This is a genomic window from Nocardia higoensis NBRC 100133 (assembly GCF_000308595.1).
Lineage (GTDB): Bacteria > Actinomycetota > Actinomycetes > Mycobacteriales > Mycobacteriaceae > Nocardia > Nocardia higoensis.
In genome coordinates this window covers 111954-130759 of the sequence record NZ_BAGA01000079.1, presented here as the reverse complement: position 1 = coordinate 130759, position 18806 = coordinate 111954, and the positions used below count along the sequence as shown (strand labels likewise).

Genomic DNA, 18806 nt, shown 5'->3' with positions numbered 1-18806 from the left:
CGGCCCGATGACCGGATTCCGCCGCCGCCACCTGCTCGCCGCCGGGCTCGGCATCGCCGCGGTGCCGATCGCCTCCTGCAACGCCCAGGAGCCCACCGGCCCCACGCCTCCGGGAGGAACCGCTGTGCGCAACATCCGTGACTTCGGCGCCGTCGGCGACGGCAGAGCCGACGACACCGCCGCCCTCGCCGAAGCGTGCCGCACCGACGGGCCGCCGCCGGTGGTCTACCTGCCGGCGGGCGACTACAAGGTGACCGCCTTCCCCGAACTGCCCGACTTCGCCGTCGTCTACGGCGACGGCGCCGACGTGACCACCGTGTTCTGCGACACCGACACCACCCTGGTCACGCTGCGCGGCAAACAGCGGGTCCGGTTCGCGCGCATGGGTTTCTACCTGACCGGCCCGAAAGCGACCGCCATCCAGCTCAGCGAATGCTTCCGCTGCAGCTTCGACACCGTGCTGGTGCGCGGCAACCACCTCAGCGACAACTTCCCCCGCTACGCCGGGCAGCGCGGCGTCGTGCTGGAAGCCAACACCGGCGGCACCTCCTTCATCGACTGCGACATCAACAATTTCGGGATCGGGCTGAGCACCTCCTGCATCCAGAACTACGTCACCTCCTCGAAGTTCACCAGCAACCGCATCGGTGTCCTCGGCGTCGGCACCGACGAGCACGCCGCCGGACTGTCGATCACCAACTCCGAATTCGTCTCCGACATCGACCCCGGCACCACCGACCGGCATCTGCTCATCGACGGTCCCGCCGCCAACTGGTGGCTGACCAATGTGTGGTTCGAAGGTTCCGAGGTCGCCGTGCAGGTCGGCGTCGCCGGACGCGGCGGCCCCGCCCAGTTCGGCATGATCAACTGCAAAGTCGCCGGCCGCGCCGCGGGCGTGGAGTTGATCCACTGCCGTCAGCCGTATCTGGCCAATGTCGCCTTCGACCCCGATCCCGGGCACAGTCCCACCGAGCTGCGCATCGATCCCGCCGGCTGTCCCGAAGGCACCGCCGTCAACCTGATCTCCAGCGCGGGTGAGGACCTCGACTCGCGCGTTTTCCCCGACCACTGGCAGGTCATCGGACGGGGCCGCGTGCACCGGCCCACCTTCACCGGCACCGTCACCGCCCAAGGCACCGGCGATGCGGAGATCCTGCGCGCCCGCTCCCAGGACGGCACCCCGGTGGCCTCGGTCCTGTCCTCCGGCGCCTACGTCTCCGACCGCGCCGACGCCGGTGTCGTGTTGCGTGACGGCGACGGCGGCTACTGGCGGCTGGTCGTGGCACCGGACGGCGCGCTGGGCACCGCGCCGCTGGGCAAGGACCGGCCGGCCCGCTGACCGATGAGCACCACGCCCGACACCACCCCGGCCCGCCGCCGCGCATGGCTGCGCCGCCTTCGCCTCGCGCTGGCGATCGCGGCGACGGTCACGGCGCTGGCCGTGGCCGGGATACCGGTGTTCGTGCACCCGCAGATCGACCCGCTGCGGCCCGCCGACGCCATCGTGGTGCTCGGCGGCACCCCGTACGAACGCTTCGACATCGGTGTCGACCTCGCCCGCAAAGGGCTGGCGCCGGAACTGGTGATCGCCGCCTCCACCGGTCTCGACGACCCGCGCATGGACCGCTACTGCCGCGGTGACTACCCGTTCCGGGTGCAGTGTTTCGAACCGCACCCGTGGACCACCCAGGGTGAGGCGCAGGAGATCCGCCGCCGCGCCGCCGCCGGGCACTGGCGCCACATCATCGTCGTCACCTTCACCCCGCACATCTCCCGCGCCCGCTACATCGTCGGCAAATGCTTCGACGGCGAACTCACCATGGTCGCCAGCCCGGCCCCGACGAACCTCGCCTACCAGGCGTGGATGTATGTGCGTCAGAGCGCGGGCTATCTCAAGGCCTTCACCGAGACCGGCTGCTGAGCCGAAAGAGGAACACCACGCCGTGATCACCGACTTCACCCGCGGCAACGCCGCCCAAGCCCGCCTGCACGAACTCGTGCCCGGTGGCGCCCACACCTACGCCCGCGGCGCGGACCAATATCCCGAACACATGGCCCCGGTCCTCGTGCGCGGGCACGGCTGCCGCGTCAGCGACTGCGACGGCAACGAATTCGTCGAATACGGCATGGGATTGCGTTCGGTCACCCTCGGCCACGGCTACCGGCCCGTGGTCGACGCCGTCACCGCCGCCATCGCCGACGGCGTCAACTTCTCCCGCCCCACGCTGCTCGAACTCGACGCCGCCGAAACCTTCCTGAACCTGGTTCCCGGTGCCGACATGGTGAAATTCGCCAAGAACGGCTCCGACGCCACCACCGCCGCGGTGCGCCTGGCCCGCGCCGTCACCGGCCGCACCACCGTCGCCGTCTGCGCGCAGCCGTTCTTCTCCGTCGACGACTGGTTCATCGGCACCACCCCCATGTCCGCGGGCATCCCCGCCCAATCGACCGTCGGCTTCGGCTACGGCGACCTCGCCGCCCTCGACGCCGTGCTCACCGGTCACGACATCGCCTGCGTCGTGATGGAAGCCGCCACCGCACTGCACGAACCACCACCGGGCTACCTGGCCGGCGTCCGCGACCTGTGCGACCGTCACGGCGCGCTGCTGGTCTTCGACGAGATGATCACCGGTTACCGCTGGTCGGCGGGCGGCGCCCAACAGGTCTACGGCATCACCCCCGACCTGTCGTGCTGGGGCAAAGCCATGGGCAACGGGTTCCCCCTCTCCGCCCTCGCCGGCCGCCGCGAATACATGGAACTGGGCGGACTGCGCACCGACGCCGACCGCGTGTTCCTGCTGTCGACCACCCACGGTCCCGAAACCGGCTCGCTGGCCGCCTTCCTCGCCGTCGCCCACGCCTACGCCACCACCGACCCCATCGGACGCATGGAAGCCGCGGGCGAGCGACTGCGCACCGGATTCGAACAGATCACCGCCGAACTCGGTATCGGCGAACACCTGCGCATCGCCGGCCGCCCCTCCTGCCTGATCTTCCAGACCTTCGACCCGCACGGGCAGCCCTCTCAACCGTTTCGCACCCTGTTCCTGCAGGAGTTGTTGCGCCGCGGCGTCCTCGGCCAGTCGTTCGTCACCTCCGCCGCGCACACCGACACCGATATCGACCACACCCTCGACGCCTGCCGCGGCGCCGCCGCGATCTACGCGCTCGCCCTCGAACAAGGCGATGTCGACGGGCTGCTGGAGGGCAGGCCCGTGGCGCCGGCCCTGCGCGCCCGCGCCGCACCCCGCCGCCTCGACAACCTCACGCCCGCCCCGTGACACCAGCCACGGCCCACCGCATGTACCCCACCGAGCATCTCGACACGCGGCGAATCCGCGGCGCACAGGAGAATCAGCCATGACCGGACCGCGCATCGCGATCGTGCACGAACGCTTCACCGAATACGGCGGATCCGAAGCCGTGGTCGGCGAATTCGCGCGCACCTGGCCGCAGGCGCCGGTGTTCGCGCCGCTGGTCGACGCAGCCCGCGCCCCGGCCATCGCCCACCCGCCGTGGGACACCGTCACCGGCACGTGGCTCGACCGCCTGCACGCCGCCACCGGCCGCCGCTCCCACGCCCCGCTGCTGCCGCTGATGCCACGCGCCCTGCGCGGGCTGCCGCTGCGCGAGGGCTACGACGCGGTCGTGGTCAGCCACCACTCCTTCGGCATCCAAGCGGCCCTGGCCACCGACGCCCCCGTGATCGCCTACGTGCACAGCCCCGCCCGGTGGGCCTGGGACCCCGCGTTCCGCGCGCGTGAAGCGGGTGGGTTCGCCGGGCGCGCCGCGCTGGCCACGCTCGGCGTCCTCGCCCGCCGCGCCGAACTCGCCGCCGCCGGGCACCTCACCACTGTCGTCGCCAACTCCCGCGCCGTCGCCGACCGCGTCCGCGATTGGTGGGGCCTGCCGGCCGAGGTGATCAATCCGCCTGTGCGCCTGGACCGTTTCGCACCCGATCCGGCCCTCGCGCGCGAGGACTTCCTGCTCTTCGCCGGCCGCCTCGTCCCGTACAAGCGTCCCGACCTGGCCATCCGCGCCGCCCAACGCAGCGGCCGCCGCCTCGTCGTCGTCGGTGACGGACGCTACCGCCGCCAGCTGGAAACCCTCGCCGGCCCGGAGACCACCTTCCTCGGCGCCGCACCCGACGACGTCCTCGTCGACATGTACCGCCGCTGCCACGCCCTGCTCATGCCCGGCGTCGAAGACTTCGGCATCGTCCCCGTCGAGGCCATGGCCTGCGGCACACCGGTGATCGCGGTGGGGGAGGGCGGCGCACTGGACACCGTGCTGCCCGGCCTCAGCGGCGCGCACGTCGCGCACGGCAGCGACGAGGAGGTCGTCGACGGATTCGCTGCCGTGCTCGCCGACCCCACCACCACCGACCTCGACCCCGACAAGATCCGCGCGCACGCCGAATCGTTCGGCCCCGAAGCGTTCCGGGCGAGGATGGCGCGAGTGGTCGAGGGCGTGCTCGCCGCGCACTGACCGGCCGGTGCGTCCTTCCCCCGCCGCACCGGTCCGGCCCGTCCGGATCCGCTCGCAGCGGCGCCGCGAACACCGGTCGGTCCTGCCGCTGTCCGGCGGGGAAGGATGGGCGGCGAACGGCCGGTGTCGGACGGCGGATACTCCGGTGAACTCTGCCTGCGCTCACGCACCTGCGCCGCGGTGCGTGCCGGTGGGCACGGAGAAGTTCGAGGCGGTCGCGAAATATGCCGTGAACTGCTCCGACAACGGACCCCCATGCGCGGTCCCTGCCGCTGAAAGTCCGCTCAGGACAGCAGGAATCGACGCGAAGACCGCATTGCGGTGTCTTCTTCGGCGGGTAACGTGGCCGGGCGCGAAGAGGGTGGCCGCGTCGGGGACGCCGGTCGAGTCGAGTACGAGGAGTTGCGGTGCCAGTCGATACGATCCGGGAAGAGCAAGCGTTGCGTCGACTGACCGACAGCCTGATCGAGAACTACGCCGGACAGCATTCTCCCGAACGGGTGCGCACGGCGATCGGCGACGCACGCAACCGATTCGACGGCACACCGGTGCGCGAATTCGTCCCGGTACTCATCGAACGCATCGCCCGCCGCGAACTCGACGGCCCGGCCGACCGGGGGACAGCCACCGCACACACGGAAACACCGGCATCGGGCGCCTCCGAGATCACCGCCGTGGAAATCCCCGCGATGGACACCGTTTCGGCGCGGCCGGGCATCGTCCGCGCCGGATCGGCCGCATCCCGTCGCCTGCTGCCCGCCGCCGGCGCGTTGGCACTCGTGGCCGTCGTGGTGATCGCTGTGGTCGCCGTCGCTACCCGCGAACGCTCCGACACCCTGGCCGCGAGCGGTGCGACCGACCTGACCACCGTGCGCGGTGTGGTCGGTTCGGAGAAGGCGTCGTTGTTCGAGGATCCCCGCGTGGCCGAGGAACTGGCCCGCCACGGCCTGCGCGTCGAGATCGAACCGGCCGGCTCCCGTCAGATCGCCGACATGGACCTCACCGGCTACAGCTTCGCCTTCCCCTCCAGTGTTCCCGCTGCCGAACGTATCCTGCGCGGCCACGGCATCAGCACCCGCTACACGCCGTTCTCCTCACCCATGGCCATCGCCACCTTCACACCGATCGCGGAACTGCTCACCACCGCGGGCGTCGTCCGCCCCGGACCCACACCCACCTTCGACATGGCGCGGTATCTGCAACTGGCGCAACGCAATACCGAATGGACTCATCTGGCGGGCAACACCACCTACCCGGTCCGCAAGAACATCCTCGTCTCCACCACCGACCCCCGCACCTCCAACTCCGCGGCCATGTTCCTCGCCATCGCCGCGTTCGTCGCCAACGACAACGCCGTGGTCCAGGGCGCCGAAGCCCAGCAGCGAGTACTGCCTCTGCTGTCCCGGCTGTTCACCGGCCAGGGCTACGCGGAGAACTCCAGCGCCGGTACCTTCGAGGAATACCTGACCGCGGGCATGGGCCCCACCCCGCTCGTCCTCATCTACGAGGCCCAGTTCGCCGAAGCGAAAGCCGCGGGCCGCATCACCCCCGACATGGTGCTGACCTATCCCTCGCCGACGGTCCTGTCCACCCATACCGTGGTGCCCCTCGACGCCGCGGGTGACCGCCTCGGCCGCCTGCTCACCGACGACCCCGAACTCCAGCGTCTGGCCGCCGAACACGGCTTCCGCACCCGCGACGCCACCGCGTTCGCCGGCGTCGCGGCCGCACAGCGACTGCCCGTGCCCGCCGAACTCATCGACGTCGTCGACACCCCCACCTACGACACCCTCGAAGCCCTCCTCCAAGGCGTCATCGCGTCCTACAACTGACACCGGACGTCGTCGAGTCGACCCGGTCGCGGCCGGACCGCCGCAGCCGCTGCCGGTGGCCGACCCCACGGCCACCGACAGCGGTCACATCAGTGCACAGCTGCCCCGCAGGCCCGGCGGAGATGCCGGGCGAAGAACCGGTTCGCGTCATCGCCCTCGAACGCCGGGACGCCGGTGTGCCCGCCCATATTGGCGTGCAACGTCTTCTCCGCGGAGCCGAAGGCGTCGAACAGGTCCAGGGCCATCTGCCGGTCGTTTCCTTCGTCGTCCCACTGCAGCAGCACCTGCAGCGGAATCCTGACCTGCCGGGCCTCGTCGAACATGATCCGAGGCACGAAACTTCCGGCGAACAGCAGGGCCGCCGCGATGCGTGGCTCCACCACCGCCAGCCGGACACCGATGGCGATCACCCCACCCGAGTACCCGACCGGCCCGCCGATCTCGGGCAGCGACAGCAGCGCGTCCAGGGTGACCTGCCATTCCGGGACGGCCCGATCGACCAGCGGCAGGACGAGGCGGGCGACGATCTCGTCGTCCACCGGCCCGCCGTCGCGCACCGCCCGGCGCAGGTCGGCGCGCGCCTGCTCGGCGGCAGCCGAGCGCGGCCGGTCACCGCTGCCGGGGAGCTCGATGGTGGCCGCGGCGAAGCCCGCCGCCACGGCATGCCGGGCCCGGGCCGCCACCCGCGGGTACATCATGTCCAGTCCACCGGGATGGCCGACCAGGATCAGTGGCGCCGGTTCGGAGACGGATTGCGGCGTCCACAGGATGCCGGGGATCTCACCGAGGGTGAAGCGGCGTTCGAGGGCGCCGTCGTCGAGACGTCGCTCGGAAAACAATTGCATGGTCGTGCCTTTCGGGAGTGCTCATCAGCGGCGCTCCCGGACGACCTATCGCCCGACCGTGACCCCGCAGGGGAGCACCCATGTCGATACAGCGTTCACGGGTACCACCTCCTCGTTCTCTCGCACGGTCTCCGGGCAAAGTAGCAGCGGCCACCATGATCCGCCAACAGGTTTTCCCGAACCCGTTCGCGCACCCGACGCCGGGTAGTTTCACTCATCCCCGCCGGGACGCGAGCCCGATAGTCTCGCCCCATGGTGCCGCAGTTGATCTTCGGGCTCCCCACCCACGGATTCTTCGTGGCGCTCGGGGTGGCGGTCGCCGCCGTGGTCTTCGTCCTGGAATGCCGCCGCCGCGGCGCGCTGGGGGAGGAATCGCTGGTCGCGGTCACCGGCGCGCTGGTCGGCGGGGCGATCGGGATGCGTCTGTCCAGCCTGGCCGAAACCCTCGACCCCTATGAGAGCTGGCTGTTCGGGGCGCGCAGCGTGCTCGGCGGACTCCTCGGCGCCTATCTCGGCGTGCTCATGGCCAAACGGCTCATCGGCTACCGGGAACGCACCGGCGACCTGTTCGCCCCCGCCGTCGCCCTCGGCATGGCCGTCGGGCGCATCGGGTGCCACCTCACCGAAGCGCCCGGCCGCCCGACCGCGCTGCCCTGGGGCGTGCACGCGCCGGGCTCGGTCCCCGAATGCCCCGGCTGCGCGAGCGGCGCGGCCATGCACCCCAGCTTCCTCTACGAAATCGCCTTCCACCTGGCCGCGTTCTGCTGGCTGCGCTGGGCGCGTGAGAAGATCACCGCTCCCGGGGAACTGTTCACCCTCTACGTCGGCGCCTACGCCGTCTTCCGGTTCCTCGTCGAATTCACCCGCGCCAACGACACCGTGTGGCTGGATCTGACTCGCCCGCAATGGTTCCTGATCCCCGGGCTGCTGCTGGTCGCGGTGCGCGTGTCCATCGGTTACCGGCGCGGCATCTACGACACGATCCTCGGACGAAAGGTCGCGGCATGAACAATCCACCGCCCCCACCCGACCCCGGCCAGGGTCCGCCCGAGCAGCCGGCGCCGTATCGCGATCAGCCGTATCAGCCCTACGGGGAACCGCCTGCGGCGCCGAAACAGGGTGGCGTCGTCGCGGGATTCGCGGTCGCCGGGGCAGCGCTGTTCATCGTCGTCAACGCCGTCTTCGGGTTCATCGTGTTCGTCGGCGTCGCCAACGGCGGCAACTCCTACCGGGTGATCCTGGGTCTGGCCGCCGCGTTCGGCGCGCTGGCCGCGTTCGGCGGCGGCACACTGCTCATCCTGGTGCGCAAACCCGTCGCCAAAGGTCTCGGCATGGGATTGATGATCGGATGGGCGCTGGTCACCATCTGCACGGCGGGCTTCTGCACCGGCGTCAACCCCAACCTCTACAGTGCACCTCCATCGCCCACGCTCGCCGAGAACGGAGCACAGCCATGACCGCCGGGATGCCCCTGCGAGATGACCGCATCCTGCGTTACGTCACCGCGTTCTGCCCTCGATGCCACCACGAGGACCCCGACCGCCCGCTGGCCGACGTCGCGCGCCTGTCCGGATGGCTCGCCGAACGCGACGGCCGCGTGTATCTGGAACGCGGTTGCCCCCGCCACGGCATGATCCGCACCCTCTACGACGAGAACCCCGAAATCCTCAGCTACCTCGAACGCTGGACCGCGCCCACCAAAGCGCACCTGCCCGACACGCCCGGCAACTTCGACCCGGTGCCCTCGGCCTACCTGCGCGGTCTGCCGGAGATGCAGACCCAACACACCTGCATCCTGCTCGAGGACATCGTCGATACCTGCAACCTGCGCTGCCCCACCTGCTTCGCCGACTCCGCCCCCGATCTCGGCGGCGTCGTCGCCGTCGCCGACGTTCTCGCCAATGTCGACCAGCGCCTGGCCCGCGAACACGGCAGGCTCGACGTGCTCATGCTCAGCGGCGGCGAACCCACCCTGCACCCGCAACTGCCCGAACTGCTCACCGAACTCACCGCCCGACCCATCACCCGGATCCTGCTCAACACCAACGGCATCCGCATCGCCCGCGACGACAGCCTGCTCGCGCTGCTGGCCGAACACCGCGAACGCGTCGAGATCTACCTGCAGTTCGACGGCATCAGCGCCGCCGCCTCCCGCCATCACCGCGGCGGCGACCTGCGCGCACTCAAAGATTCGGCGCTGCAACGCCTCTCCGCCCACGCCATCTTCACCACCCTGGTGATGACCGCGGCCCTCGGCGTCAACGACGACGAGATCGGCGCCGTCGTGCGGACCGCCCTGGACACCCCGTTCGTCGGCGGCGTCTCCATCCAGCCCCAATTCGGCTCCGGCCGATCCGGCCCCATCGACCCCGCCGACCGTCTCACCCACACCGGCGTCCTGGCCCGCCTCGGCCCGCAGACCGGCGGCCTGGTCACCTGGCAGGACCTCACCGCCCTGCCCTGCTCCCACCCGCACTGCTGCTCGGTCGGCTACCTGCTGCGCGACGACGCCGGAACCTGGCGCTCCCTGGTCGCGCTCATCGGCCACGACACCCTCGCCGCACGACTCGGCCTGGTCGCCAACCGCATCGCCGACAGCGAGATCCCCGCCGAACTGCGCCTGGCCGTGCGCGAATCACTGCACGGCCTGCTCTCCGAACAGTCCTCGCTCTCACACCCCGATATGGGCACGGTCTGGCAGAACATCTGCCGGACCTGCGACCTGGGGATGTCCACCCTGCTCACCCTGGCGTCCTCGGCGCTGCCCGGCCGAAAAGCCAAGCTGCGCGCACTGCTCGGCGAACGCGTCGTACGCATCACCGTCAAACCGTTCATGGACATCTCCACCATGATCGAAGAACGCCTCACCCAATGCTGCGTGCACGTCGGCACCCGCGCAGGCACCGCCGACCAATGCGCCCCCTTCTGCGCTGTGCAGGCCTGGCCCGCCCTGTCCCGGCAGCGACTCTCCGCCGCCGCCCCCGCCGGACGCGCGCTGCTACCGGTGGAGGTGCGATGAGCGACACCGGCGTCTACTACGAAGAAGCGATCGCCCGGCAACCGCACCACGACCCGCTGAACCTGTGTGTCTACGCCACCGTCGCACTGCTCACCTGGCTGCTCGGGCCGATCGCGCTCACCGGTTTCGCCGCACTCGGTTTCCTCGCCTATTGGCGGGCCAGGCGCAACGGACTGCTGCGCAGCAGGTGCCTGCTGCGTGACACCCGGCTGGTGCTGGCCTACCTGGCCGTGCTCGTCGCGATCGGAATCGTCGCGATGACGCCGCTGCTGTAGGCCGGCGCTGGTGACGGGGAGATCCCGCGGTCCTCGACCTGTACTCGACCGTGCCGCACACCGCCAGTTGCGGAGCCAGGGTAGGCGACTGTGACACCCTCCTACGAGCCCAGCCGGATCCGCGCCACCAACGCGCGATGATCGGCTCCCGGAAGAGCCACCGTTTCCACCGACACCGCCCGTCCGCCGGCGACGAGCACGTGATCGATGCCGACCAACGGCGGCCACCGCTTGTCGGTCGGATACGTGACCAGATGCCCCGCACCGGCCTGCGCGGCCGCGTCGCCGAAACGCCCCGACGCCATCGACCGGAACTGCGCGTGATCATGGGTCGCGTTGAAATCGCCACCGGCGATGATCGGCCGGTCCGACGGCGACCGGCCGAGAATGTCACGCAGACGGGACAACTCGTCGGCCCACACCCGCGCGCTGTACACCGGCGGGACCGGATGCAGCGCGTAGACGCCGACCGGCCCGACCCCGGGAACCGTTGCCGTCGCCGACAACTGGTTCAACACGAACCCGTCGTACTCGACCGTCTCCGACAGCGGGTAGCGGCTCCAGATCCCCGTCCCGGCGGCTGTCCGGCCGGGGGACAGGTACCGGTGCGGCAACAACTCGTCGAGCCCGGCCGCCCCGAGCGCCTCGATCGCCCCGGGCGTGAGCTCGTTGACGGTGAGCACATCGATGCGCCGTTCACGCACCTGCTCGACCAGCGCGCGCGGATCGGCCCCGTCGAACAACAGGTTGGCCTGCATCACCGTCACCGCCGGCCCGTCCCCGTCTTCCGCGCGCGAGATGTAGAGCGGAGCCTGCGTCGACGCCGCCGCCGCGACGACCACCACCGCCACTCCCGCGCCCACCCAGCGCCGCGAAGCAAGGAACGTCACCGCCCCGAGCAGCGCGCATCCCATCAGATAGGGAGCGCCCGAAGCGGCCAGCACAACCGGTTGCCACGACAGCCGACCGAAATGCAGAGCGACACCCGCCACCCCCGCGAGCGTCGCGGACCAGGCGATTACGCCGACACCGGCCCGGACCAGCTTCGAATTCATGTCCGACAGACAACCACACATGTGCCGTGGCGCCGAGCGACAGCGACCGGGGAGACACGCTCCGTCGCGGCGGATCGGGTGCACCGACCAGGACCTCGCGCCCTCGGCGCACTCGATCCGCACCCGGACAGCCGCAGCCACCGTGTCGGCTGCGGCTGTCCGCCGGGATCAGGCCGGCGCGGCCAGTACAGTCATCGCCTCCCGCAACCGCGCGCGCTCCTCCATGGACGCTTCCACCAGCGGAAGACGCACCGCCGCATGCTCGATGACGCCCAGTTCGGCCAGCGCGGCCTTGGCCATGACCGCCCCCTGCGAGGCGCGCATCACCGCGTCGATCAGCGGGATCAGTGCCGTGTGGATCGCCCGCGCCGTCACGAGATCGCCGACGCCCACCGCGCGGACCAGTTCGGCGATGCGATCGGCCGCGACATTGCCGACCACGCTGACCACCCCGGTCGCGCCGCACGCGAGATACGCCGGATTCAGTTCGTCGATGCCGCAGTAGTAGGCCAGCGACGTGCGGGACATGACCGACATCGCCTCGAACAGGTCGCCTTTGGCGTCCTTGACAGCCACGATCCGGGGGTGGGCGGCCAGCTCGATCAGTGTCGTGGCGGCCATCGCGATGCCCGCGCGCGCGGGCACGTCGTAGAGCATGACCGGCAGCGCGGTGGCGTCGGCGACCGCCAGACAGTGCGCCACCACCCCGGCCTGCGAGGGCTTCGAGTAGTACGGGCACACCACCAGCAGCGCGTCCGCGCCCGCCGCCTCGGCCTCCCGCGCCCGCCGCACGGTCACCGCGGTGTCGTAGGAGCCGACCCCGGCGATCACCTTCGCCCGGCCCGCCGCCGCGGACACCACCGAGCGGACCAGAGCGACGGCCTCGGCATCGCTCACCGTGGGCGACTCGCCGGTGGTGCCCGCCACGACGAGACCGTCGCAGCCCGTGGCGATCAGGTGCTCGACGAGCGTGCCGACACTCGGCTCGTCGATTGTTCCGTCGGGCCGCATCGGCGTCACCAGGGCCACCAGGTTCGTGCCGAACAGCTCGGCCGCACGGTGCTGTGTCTCGATCATGAATCGATCCTGTCCCGCCCGACACCTGGGGTCCAGCGATGCTTTCTGGACGATATCGATTAGCGTTACTTCATGATCGATGTCGGCGCCCTGCGCGCACTCCGCTCGGTGGCCGCACTCGGAACACTCGCGCGCGCGGCCGACGAACTGGGCTTCACCGCCTCGGCCGTCTCCCAGCAGATCAAACGGCTCGAACAGCAGATAGGGGTGCCCGTACTCGCCCCGGCCGGGCGCGGCGTCGTGCTCACCGCGGCGGGGACGGCTCTCGTCGACTCGGCGCCCGAGGTGTTCCAGGCACTCGAACGCTGCGCCGAAGCCGCCCGATCGGTCGCCGACGGCGCACCTCGCGGCACGCTGCGCGTCGCCGCGTTCTCCACCGCGGCCCGCGGCCTGCTCGCCCCCACCCTCACCCGTCTGGCCGCGACCTGCCCCGAGTTGCGCCTGCACATCACCGAACAGGACCCCGGCCAGGCGCTGCACAGCGTCGCCGCGGGCACAGCCGACCTCGCCCTCGTCCACGACGCCGACGGCCTGCCCGCACCGCTGCCGCCCACACTGGCCAGCCGCCACATCCACACCGACATCGGCGACGTCGTCATGCACCGCACCCACCCGCTCGCCGCCCACGACCGGCCCCTCACCGGCGACGACCTCGCCGGCCACGCCTGGGTCACCAGCCCGCCCGGCACGGTCTGCCACCAATGGTTCCGCCGCCTGTTCGCCGATATCCCCGCCGACCCCGACGTCCGCCACCTCATCGACGACTTCGCCACCCAACTCGCCCTCGTCGCCGCCGACGGCGTCCTCGCCCTCATCCCCCGCCTGGCCCGCCCACCCCTCGGCGACGACCTCATCGCCCGCCCGCTGGAGCGGACTCCGACCCGTGAAGTCCACGCGGCCTGGCGGCGCAGCGCCGACGCCAGCCCCGCCATCCGCGCGACCCTCGCCGCCCTGCACTGACGAATCGTCGATCGAACTGCTCAGGAGGAACCACAGTGGCCGGTCGCGCGCTACCTCGAAGACCTCGCGCCCGAACAGGATCCGGCGATCAGCTGACGAAAGTCGCGGCCTGCTCGGCCAGATCCAGCAACGGCTGCGGGAACACACCGAACACCAGCGTGCCGATCCCGGTCAGCAGGATCAGCGCCCAGGTCAGTGCGGGAGAACGGACATCGGGGGCATCAGCCGGCGGGTCGGTGAAGAACATCATCACGATCACGCGGACGTAGAAGAACGCCGCGACCGCACTGGTCAGCACGCCGACCACGACCACCGAGGCGCCGTAACCCGAGGCCGCCGCATTGAACACCGCGAACTTGGCGATGAAACCGCTGGTGAGCGGGAGACCGGCGAAGGAGAGCAGCAGCAGCGCGAAAACCGTTGCCGTCCAGGGGGACCGGCGGCCGAGTCCGGACCAACGGGCCAGACCGGTGGCTTCCTCATCGGTGTCGTCGCGCACCAGGGTGACCACCGCGAACGCGCCCACCGTGCTCAGACCGTAGACGGCCAGATAGAACAGCGTCGCCGCGATCCCGGCCGCATCGGCCGACAACAGACCGGTCAGCAGGAAACCCGCATGGGTGACCGAGGAATAGGCCAGCATCCGCTTCACATCGGTCTGCGTCACCGCCAGCACCGCGCCGACCACCATCGTCGCGATCGCGATCGCCGCCACCACCGGACGCCAATCGTCCACCAGCCCCGGCGCGCCGACATAGAGCACCCGCGCCAGCGCACCCACCGCCGCGATCTTGGTGGCCGCCGCCATGAACGCCGTCACCGGCGTCGGCGCACCCTGATACACATCCGGCACCCACGCCTGGAACGGCACCGCGCCGATCTTGAACAACAACCCGACCGAGAGCATCGCCAGCCCGAGCAGTCCCAGCAGCGGATCACCGGACTGCGCGGCGATCGCCTCGGCGATACCGCTCAACCGCACCGTGCCCGCCTGCCCGTACAACAGGGCCACGCCGTAGAGGAAGAACGCCGACGAGAACGCCCCCAGCAGGAAGTACTTGAGCGAGGCCTCCTGGGAGAGCAGGCGCTTGCGCCGGGCGAGACCGCACAACACATACAGCGGCATCGAGAGCACCTCCAGCGCGACGAACATCGTCAGCAGGTCGTTGGCGGCCGGGAACAGCAGCATCCCGCCGACGGCCAGCATCGACAACGGGAACACCTCCGTCGCCAGCGCACCCGCCCGCGCGGCGGCCTGCTCGTCCGCACTGCCCGGTACCGCCGCCGCCTGCGGGGCGAACGCGTCCAGACCACGCTCCGCTGTCGCGGTAGCCGTCGCCGCCGCCCGGCTCCAGGTGCCCGGCCCCGATCGGGCCCGCACGCCCTCGGCGCGCCGCTCGCCCATCAGCAACACCGCGATCAGCGACACCACCAGCAGCGTGCCCTGCAGGAACAGGGTCACTCCGTCGACGGCGACGGCCCCGGCCACCGCCGTCTGCTCCGTGCCTGCCAGCGCGACCACCGCGCCGAAGGCTGCCACCAGACCGGTGACCGCGAGGACGAGCTGGGTGCCATAGCGCCACGGTCGCGGCACGAACGCCTCGACCAGCACGCCGACCACGCCGACGCCGAAGACGATCAACATCGGTGACAGCGCACCGTATTCGATACTCGGGGCGGGCAGCGCCGCGGCCAGCGTGTGCGTCGCGGAAACGGTCACCGGTGTCCACCTTCTTCCTCGAGCTTCGGCGCACCAGCGACCGGCGCGGGCACCGTCGGCGCGGGATCATTGCGCCCGATGGTCGTCAACGTCCGACCGACCGCGGGATCGACATAGTCGAGCACCGCCCGCGGATACAGGCCGAGGAACAGCAGCGCAGCGATCAAGGGAGCGATGACGAGCAGTTCGCGCGGCACCAGATCGGGCAGCTTCTCGTTGCCCTCCTTCACCGGGCCGGTCATCATCCGCTGATACATCCACAGCACGTAGATCGCCGCCAGCACCAGCGCACCGGTCGCGAAGACAGCGGCCACCTGGTAGCGGCTGAAAGTGCCGATCAATACGAGGAATTCGCTGACGAACGGCGCCAGACCCGGCAGCGACAGGGTCGCCAGACCCGCGACGAAGAACGTGCCCGCCAGCACCGGGGCCACCTTCTGCACCCCGCCGTAGTCGGCGATCATCCGGCTGCCGCGCCGCGACACCAGGAAACCCGCGACCAGGAACAACGCGGCGGTGGAGATGCCGTGATTGACCATGTACAGCGTCGCCCCGGATTGGGACTGGCTGGTCATGGCGAAGATCCCGAGGATGATGAACCCGAAGTGCGAGATCGAGGTGTAAGCGATCAGGCGCATCACGTCGGTCTGCCCGATGGCCAGCAGCGCGCCGTAGAGTATGCCGATCACCGCGAGCGTGATCACCAGCGGCGCATAGGTTCCCGACGCCTCCGGGAACAGCGTCAAGCAGAACCGCAGCATGCCGAACGTGCCGACCTTGTCGACCACCGCCATCATCAGCACCGCACTGGACGGGGTCGCCGCCACGGCCGCGTCCGGCAGCCAGGTGTGCAACGGCCACAGCGGAGCCTTCACCGCGAACGCGAACATGAAGCCGAGGAACAGCGCGTTGAGCACCGCCGGATCCGCACCCAGTCCACCGGAATTGGCGGCATCGACCACCACACGCAGATCGAAGGTGCCGCCGCCGGCGGCGCCGAGCCCGTCGCGGACGGTGAGTACGTACAGCCCGATCACCGCGGCCAGCATGACCAGCCCGCCCAGCAGGTTGTAGAGCAGGAACTTCACCGCCGCGCGCGAGCGGGCCGCCCGGACCGCGGCCTCGCCGGTGCGCGGGCCGAAACCGCCGATGAGGAAGTACATCGGGATGAGCATGGCCTCGAAGAACACGTAGAACAGCAGGATGTCCAGGGCCAGGAAGGACATCAGCACCATCGCCTCGACCAGCAGGGTCAGCGCGACGTAGACGTGCGCGGCGCGGCGCCCACCGCCCGCCTCCCGATCGTCGTGCCAGCCGGCCAGGATCAGCAGCGGCACCAGCGCGGTGGTCAGCAGTACCAGCACCAGCGCGATGCCGTCCAGGCCGAGGGTGTACCCGGCACCGAAAGCCGGGATCCACTCCTGGGATTCGACGAACTGGTAGTGCGCGCCGCCGGGTTCGAAGGCCACCGCCAGCCCGACCGCGACCGCCAGCACGCCGACCGACGTCGCCAGCGCCAACGCGCGGGCCAGCGTCCGCCGCGCCGCCGGGAGCACCAGCACCACCAGCGCACCGGCCACCGGCAGCAGCCACAGGACGCTCAACCAGGGGAAACCGCTCGTGACCGCTTCGCTCATGACCGCCTCGCTCACAGGATGCGCACCGCCACCAGGGCGGCGGCCACCAGGGCCGCGCCGGTGAACATGGACAGGGCATAGGACCGCACGAACCCGGTCTGGACGCGTCGCGCCCGCGCCGACAATCCGCCGATGAACGCGGCGATGCCGTTGACCAGCCCGTCGATACCGCGAGTGTCGACGAACACCAGCGACCGGGTCAGATGCAGACCCGGCCGCATCAGCAACGCCTCGTTGGCCGCGTCACCGTAGAGATCGTTGCGTGCGGCCACGGTCGCGAAACTCGCTTCCGGTGCGGTGCGGGGGATTTCGGCGCGACCGTAGCGCAGGTAGGCCACGCCCGCACCGATCGCCACGACGGCCAGCGCCAGCCCGGTCACCACACTCGCGGGCAGCGCGTGCTCGGCGTGCGAGGCCCCGACCACGGGTTCGAGCCAGTTCTGCAGCGAATCGCCCAGCACCAGCAGTCCGCCCGAGGCGACCGAACCGATCGCCAGCAGAATCATCGGGCCGGTCATCGACACCGGTGATTCGTGCGGGTGGGTGTCCGGCGCCCAGCGTCGTTCGCCGAAGAAGGTCATCAGCATGACGCGGGTCATGTAGAAGGCGGTCAGGCCCGCGCCCAGCAGCGCCACCGTCCCCAAGGCGTAGCCACCGGCGCCGCCGGAACCGAAGGCGACCTCGATGATCTTGTCCTTGGAGAAGAACCCGGCGAACGGCGGCACACCGATGATGGCGAGATAGCCGAGACCGAAAGTGAGGTAGGTGATCGGTAGCAGGGTGCGCAGCCCGCCGTAGCGGCGCATGTCGGTTTCGTCGTTCATCGCGTGCATGACCGAGCCCGCGCCGAGGAACAGCCCGGCCTTGAAGAAGCCGTGGGTGAGCAGATGCATGATCGCGAAGGCGTAACCGGCCGGGCCGAGGCCCGCGGCGAGCACCATGTACCCGATCTGGCTCATCGTCGAGGCGGCCAGCGCCTTCTTGATGTCGTCCTTGGCGCAACCGATGATCGCGCCGAACATCAAGGTCACGGCGCCGACGAGCACCACCGCCAACTGGGCGCCCGGCGCCAGGTCGAAGATGGCGTTGGAGCGGGCGATCAGGTAGACGCCCGCGGTGACCATGGTGGCGGCGTGGATGAGCGCCGACACCGGGGTCGGGCCCTCCATCGCGTCCCCGAGCCAGGACTGCAACGGCACCTGCGCGGACTTGCCGCACGCCGCCAGCAGCAACAGCAATCCGATCGCGGTCAGCGTCGCCTCGCTCGCGCCGGGCGCGGCGGCGAACACCCCGTCGAAATCGACCGAGCCGAAGGTGGCGAACATGACCATCATCGCCAGCGCCAGCCCCGTGTCGCCGACCCGGTTCACCACGAACGCCTTCTTCGCCGCCGTGGCCGCCGACGGCTTGTGGAACCAGAACCCGATCAGCAGGTAGGAGGCCAGGCCGACGCCCTCCCAGCCCAGATACAGGACCAGATAGTTGTTCGCCAGCACCAGGATCAGCATCGCGGCCAAGAAAAGATTCAGGTAGGCGAAGAAGCGCCTGCGGCCCGGATCATCGCGCATGTAGCCGATCGAATACGCGTGGATGAGCGACCCGACACCGGTGATCAGCAGCGCGAAGCACATCGACAACTGATCCAGGCGCAGGGCGAATTCCACCTGCAGGCTCGCGACCGGCACCCAGGTGAACAGCTCCGCGCCGATCGCGCGGGCGCCATCGGCGCGGCCGAGCATGTCGGCGAAGGCCAGCACGGCCACGGCGAACGAGGCGAGTGCGGTCAGGGTGGCGAGCAGATGCCCCCAGCGGTCGGCGCGCCGGCCGAGCAACAGCAGCACGGCGGCGCCTGCCAACGGCAGCGCGGGCAGCAGATACAAGGGCGCGGTAGCCATGTC

The 18806-nt window shown here is 70.3% G+C and carries 16 protein-coding genes; 10 read left to right on the top strand and 6 right to left on the bottom strand.

The window, feature by feature from the left end:
* Positions 1 to 7: 7 nt before the first annotated feature.
* The 5 genes from ON26_RS14535 to ON26_RS14515 all read left to right on the top strand — a co-directional run bounded on the left by ON26_RS14535 (position 8) and on the right by ON26_RS14515 (position 6320).
* Positions 8 to 1339, top strand: coding sequence for a glycosyl hydrolase family 28-related protein (locus ON26_RS14535; protein ID WP_040796630.1), 1332 nt, complete (start codon positions 8 to 10; stop codon positions 1337 to 1339).
* A 3-nt stretch (positions 1340 to 1342) separates the two neighbouring features.
* Complete coding sequence (locus ON26_RS32910; protein WP_085999012.1) at positions 1343 to 1921, top strand: YdcF family protein; 579 nt, start codon at positions 1343 to 1345, stop codon at positions 1919 to 1921.
* Between the two features lie 22 nt (positions 1922 to 1943).
* Entirely contained in the window at positions 1944 to 3281 is a 1338-nt protein-coding gene (locus ON26_RS14525; protein WP_040796629.1) for a glutamate-1-semialdehyde 2,1-aminomutase, read from the top strand.
* Between the two features lie 79 nt (positions 3282 to 3360).
* Positions 3361 to 4488: a glycosyltransferase gene (locus ON26_RS14520; protein WP_040796628.1), complete on the top strand. Its 1128-nt coding sequence runs from the start codon at positions 3361 to 3363 to the stop codon at positions 4486 to 4488.
* Between the two features lie 407 nt (positions 4489 to 4895).
* Positions 4896 to 6320 carry a three-helix bundle dimerization domain-containing protein gene (locus tag ON26_RS14515; protein WP_218000584.1) on the top strand — a complete coding sequence of 475 codons (1425 nt, stop codon included), beginning with the start codon at positions 4896 to 4898 and terminating at the stop codon, positions 6318 to 6320.
* Between the two features lie 89 nt (positions 6321 to 6409).
* Here the strand turns inward: ON26_RS14515 and ON26_RS14510 are convergent, their stop codons facing one another.
* Positions 6410 to 7165, bottom strand: a complete 756-nt coding sequence (locus ON26_RS14510; RefSeq protein WP_040796627.1) for a dienelactone hydrolase family protein — start codon at positions 7163 to 7165, stop codon at positions 6410 to 6412.
* A 252-nt stretch (positions 7166 to 7417) separates the two neighbouring features.
* Between ON26_RS14510 and ON26_RS14505 the strand changes: the two genes are divergently transcribed.
* From ON26_RS14505 to ON26_RS14490, 4 genes are read left to right on the top strand one after another with little or no spacing between them, the layout of a single operon-like run.
* The gene (locus ON26_RS14505) at positions 7418 to 8173 is read left to right on the top strand and encodes a prolipoprotein diacylglyceryl transferase (protein WP_040796626.1); all 756 of its coding nucleotides are present in this window, start codon (positions 7418 to 7420) and stop codon (positions 8171 to 8173) included.
* Complete coding sequence (locus tag ON26_RS14500; protein WP_051027073.1) at positions 8170 to 8622, top strand: hypothetical protein; 453 nt, start codon at positions 8170 to 8172, stop codon at positions 8620 to 8622. The genes ON26_RS14505 and ON26_RS14500 overlap by 4 nt, the downstream gene beginning before the upstream one ends.
* The gene (locus ON26_RS14495; protein WP_040796625.1) at positions 8619 to 10184 is read left to right on the top strand and encodes a radical SAM protein; all 1566 of its coding nucleotides are present in this window, start codon (positions 8619 to 8621) and stop codon (positions 10182 to 10184) included. Before ON26_RS14500 ends, ON26_RS14495 begins: the two co-directional genes overlap by 4 nt.
* Positions 10181 to 10459 carry a hypothetical protein gene (locus ON26_RS14490; RefSeq protein ID WP_040796624.1) on the top strand — a complete coding sequence of 93 codons (279 nt, stop codon included), beginning with the start codon at positions 10181 to 10183 and terminating at the stop codon, positions 10457 to 10459. Before ON26_RS14495 ends, ON26_RS14490 begins: the two co-directional genes overlap by 4 nt.
* Positions 10460 to 10560: 101 nt before the next feature.
* Here the strand turns inward: ON26_RS14490 and ON26_RS14485 are convergent, their stop codons facing one another.
* Positions 10561 to 11514, bottom strand: a complete 954-nt coding sequence (locus tag ON26_RS14485; RefSeq protein ID WP_051027072.1) for an endonuclease/exonuclease/phosphatase family protein — start codon at positions 11512 to 11514, stop codon at positions 10561 to 10563.
* Positions 11515 to 11682: 168 nt separating this feature from the next.
* Positions 11683 to 12591, bottom strand: a complete 909-nt coding sequence (gene dapA / locus ON26_RS14480) for a 4-hydroxy-tetrahydrodipicolinate synthase (protein WP_040796623.1) — start codon at positions 12589 to 12591, stop codon at positions 11683 to 11685.
* Positions 12592 to 12663: 72 nt separating this feature from the next.
* Here dapA and ON26_RS14475 point away from each other — a divergent pair, with 72 nt between their 5' ends.
* Positions 12664 to 13551 carry a LysR family transcriptional regulator gene (locus ON26_RS14475; protein ID WP_040796622.1) on the top strand — a complete coding sequence of 296 codons (888 nt, stop codon included), beginning with the start codon at positions 12664 to 12666 and terminating at the stop codon, positions 13549 to 13551.
* 88 nt (positions 13552 to 13639) lie between these two features.
* Here ON26_RS14475 and nuoN read toward each other — a convergent pair whose 3' ends face one another.
* Genes nuoN through nuoL form a run of 3 tightly spaced genes read right to left on the bottom strand, consistent with a single transcriptional unit; the run spans position 13640 to position 18803 of the window.
* The gene (nuoN, locus tag ON26_RS14470) at positions 13640 to 15271 is read right to left on the bottom strand and encodes an NADH-quinone oxidoreductase subunit NuoN (RefSeq protein ID WP_040796621.1); all 1632 of its coding nucleotides are present in this window, start codon (positions 15269 to 15271) and stop codon (positions 13640 to 13642) included.
* On the bottom strand, positions 15268 to 16908 hold the full coding sequence (locus ON26_RS14465) for an NADH-quinone oxidoreductase subunit M (protein ID WP_040796667.1): 1641 nt from the start codon (positions 16906 to 16908) through the stop codon (positions 15268 to 15270). Before ON26_RS14465 ends, nuoN begins: the two co-directional genes overlap by 4 nt.
* Before the next feature lie 11 nt (positions 16909 to 16919).
* Positions 16920 to 18803 carry an NADH-quinone oxidoreductase subunit L gene (gene nuoL, locus ON26_RS14460; RefSeq protein WP_040796666.1) on the bottom strand — a complete coding sequence of 628 codons (1884 nt, stop codon included), beginning with the start codon at positions 18801 to 18803 and terminating at the stop codon, positions 16920 to 16922.
* Positions 18804 to 18806 lie beyond the last annotated feature (3 nt).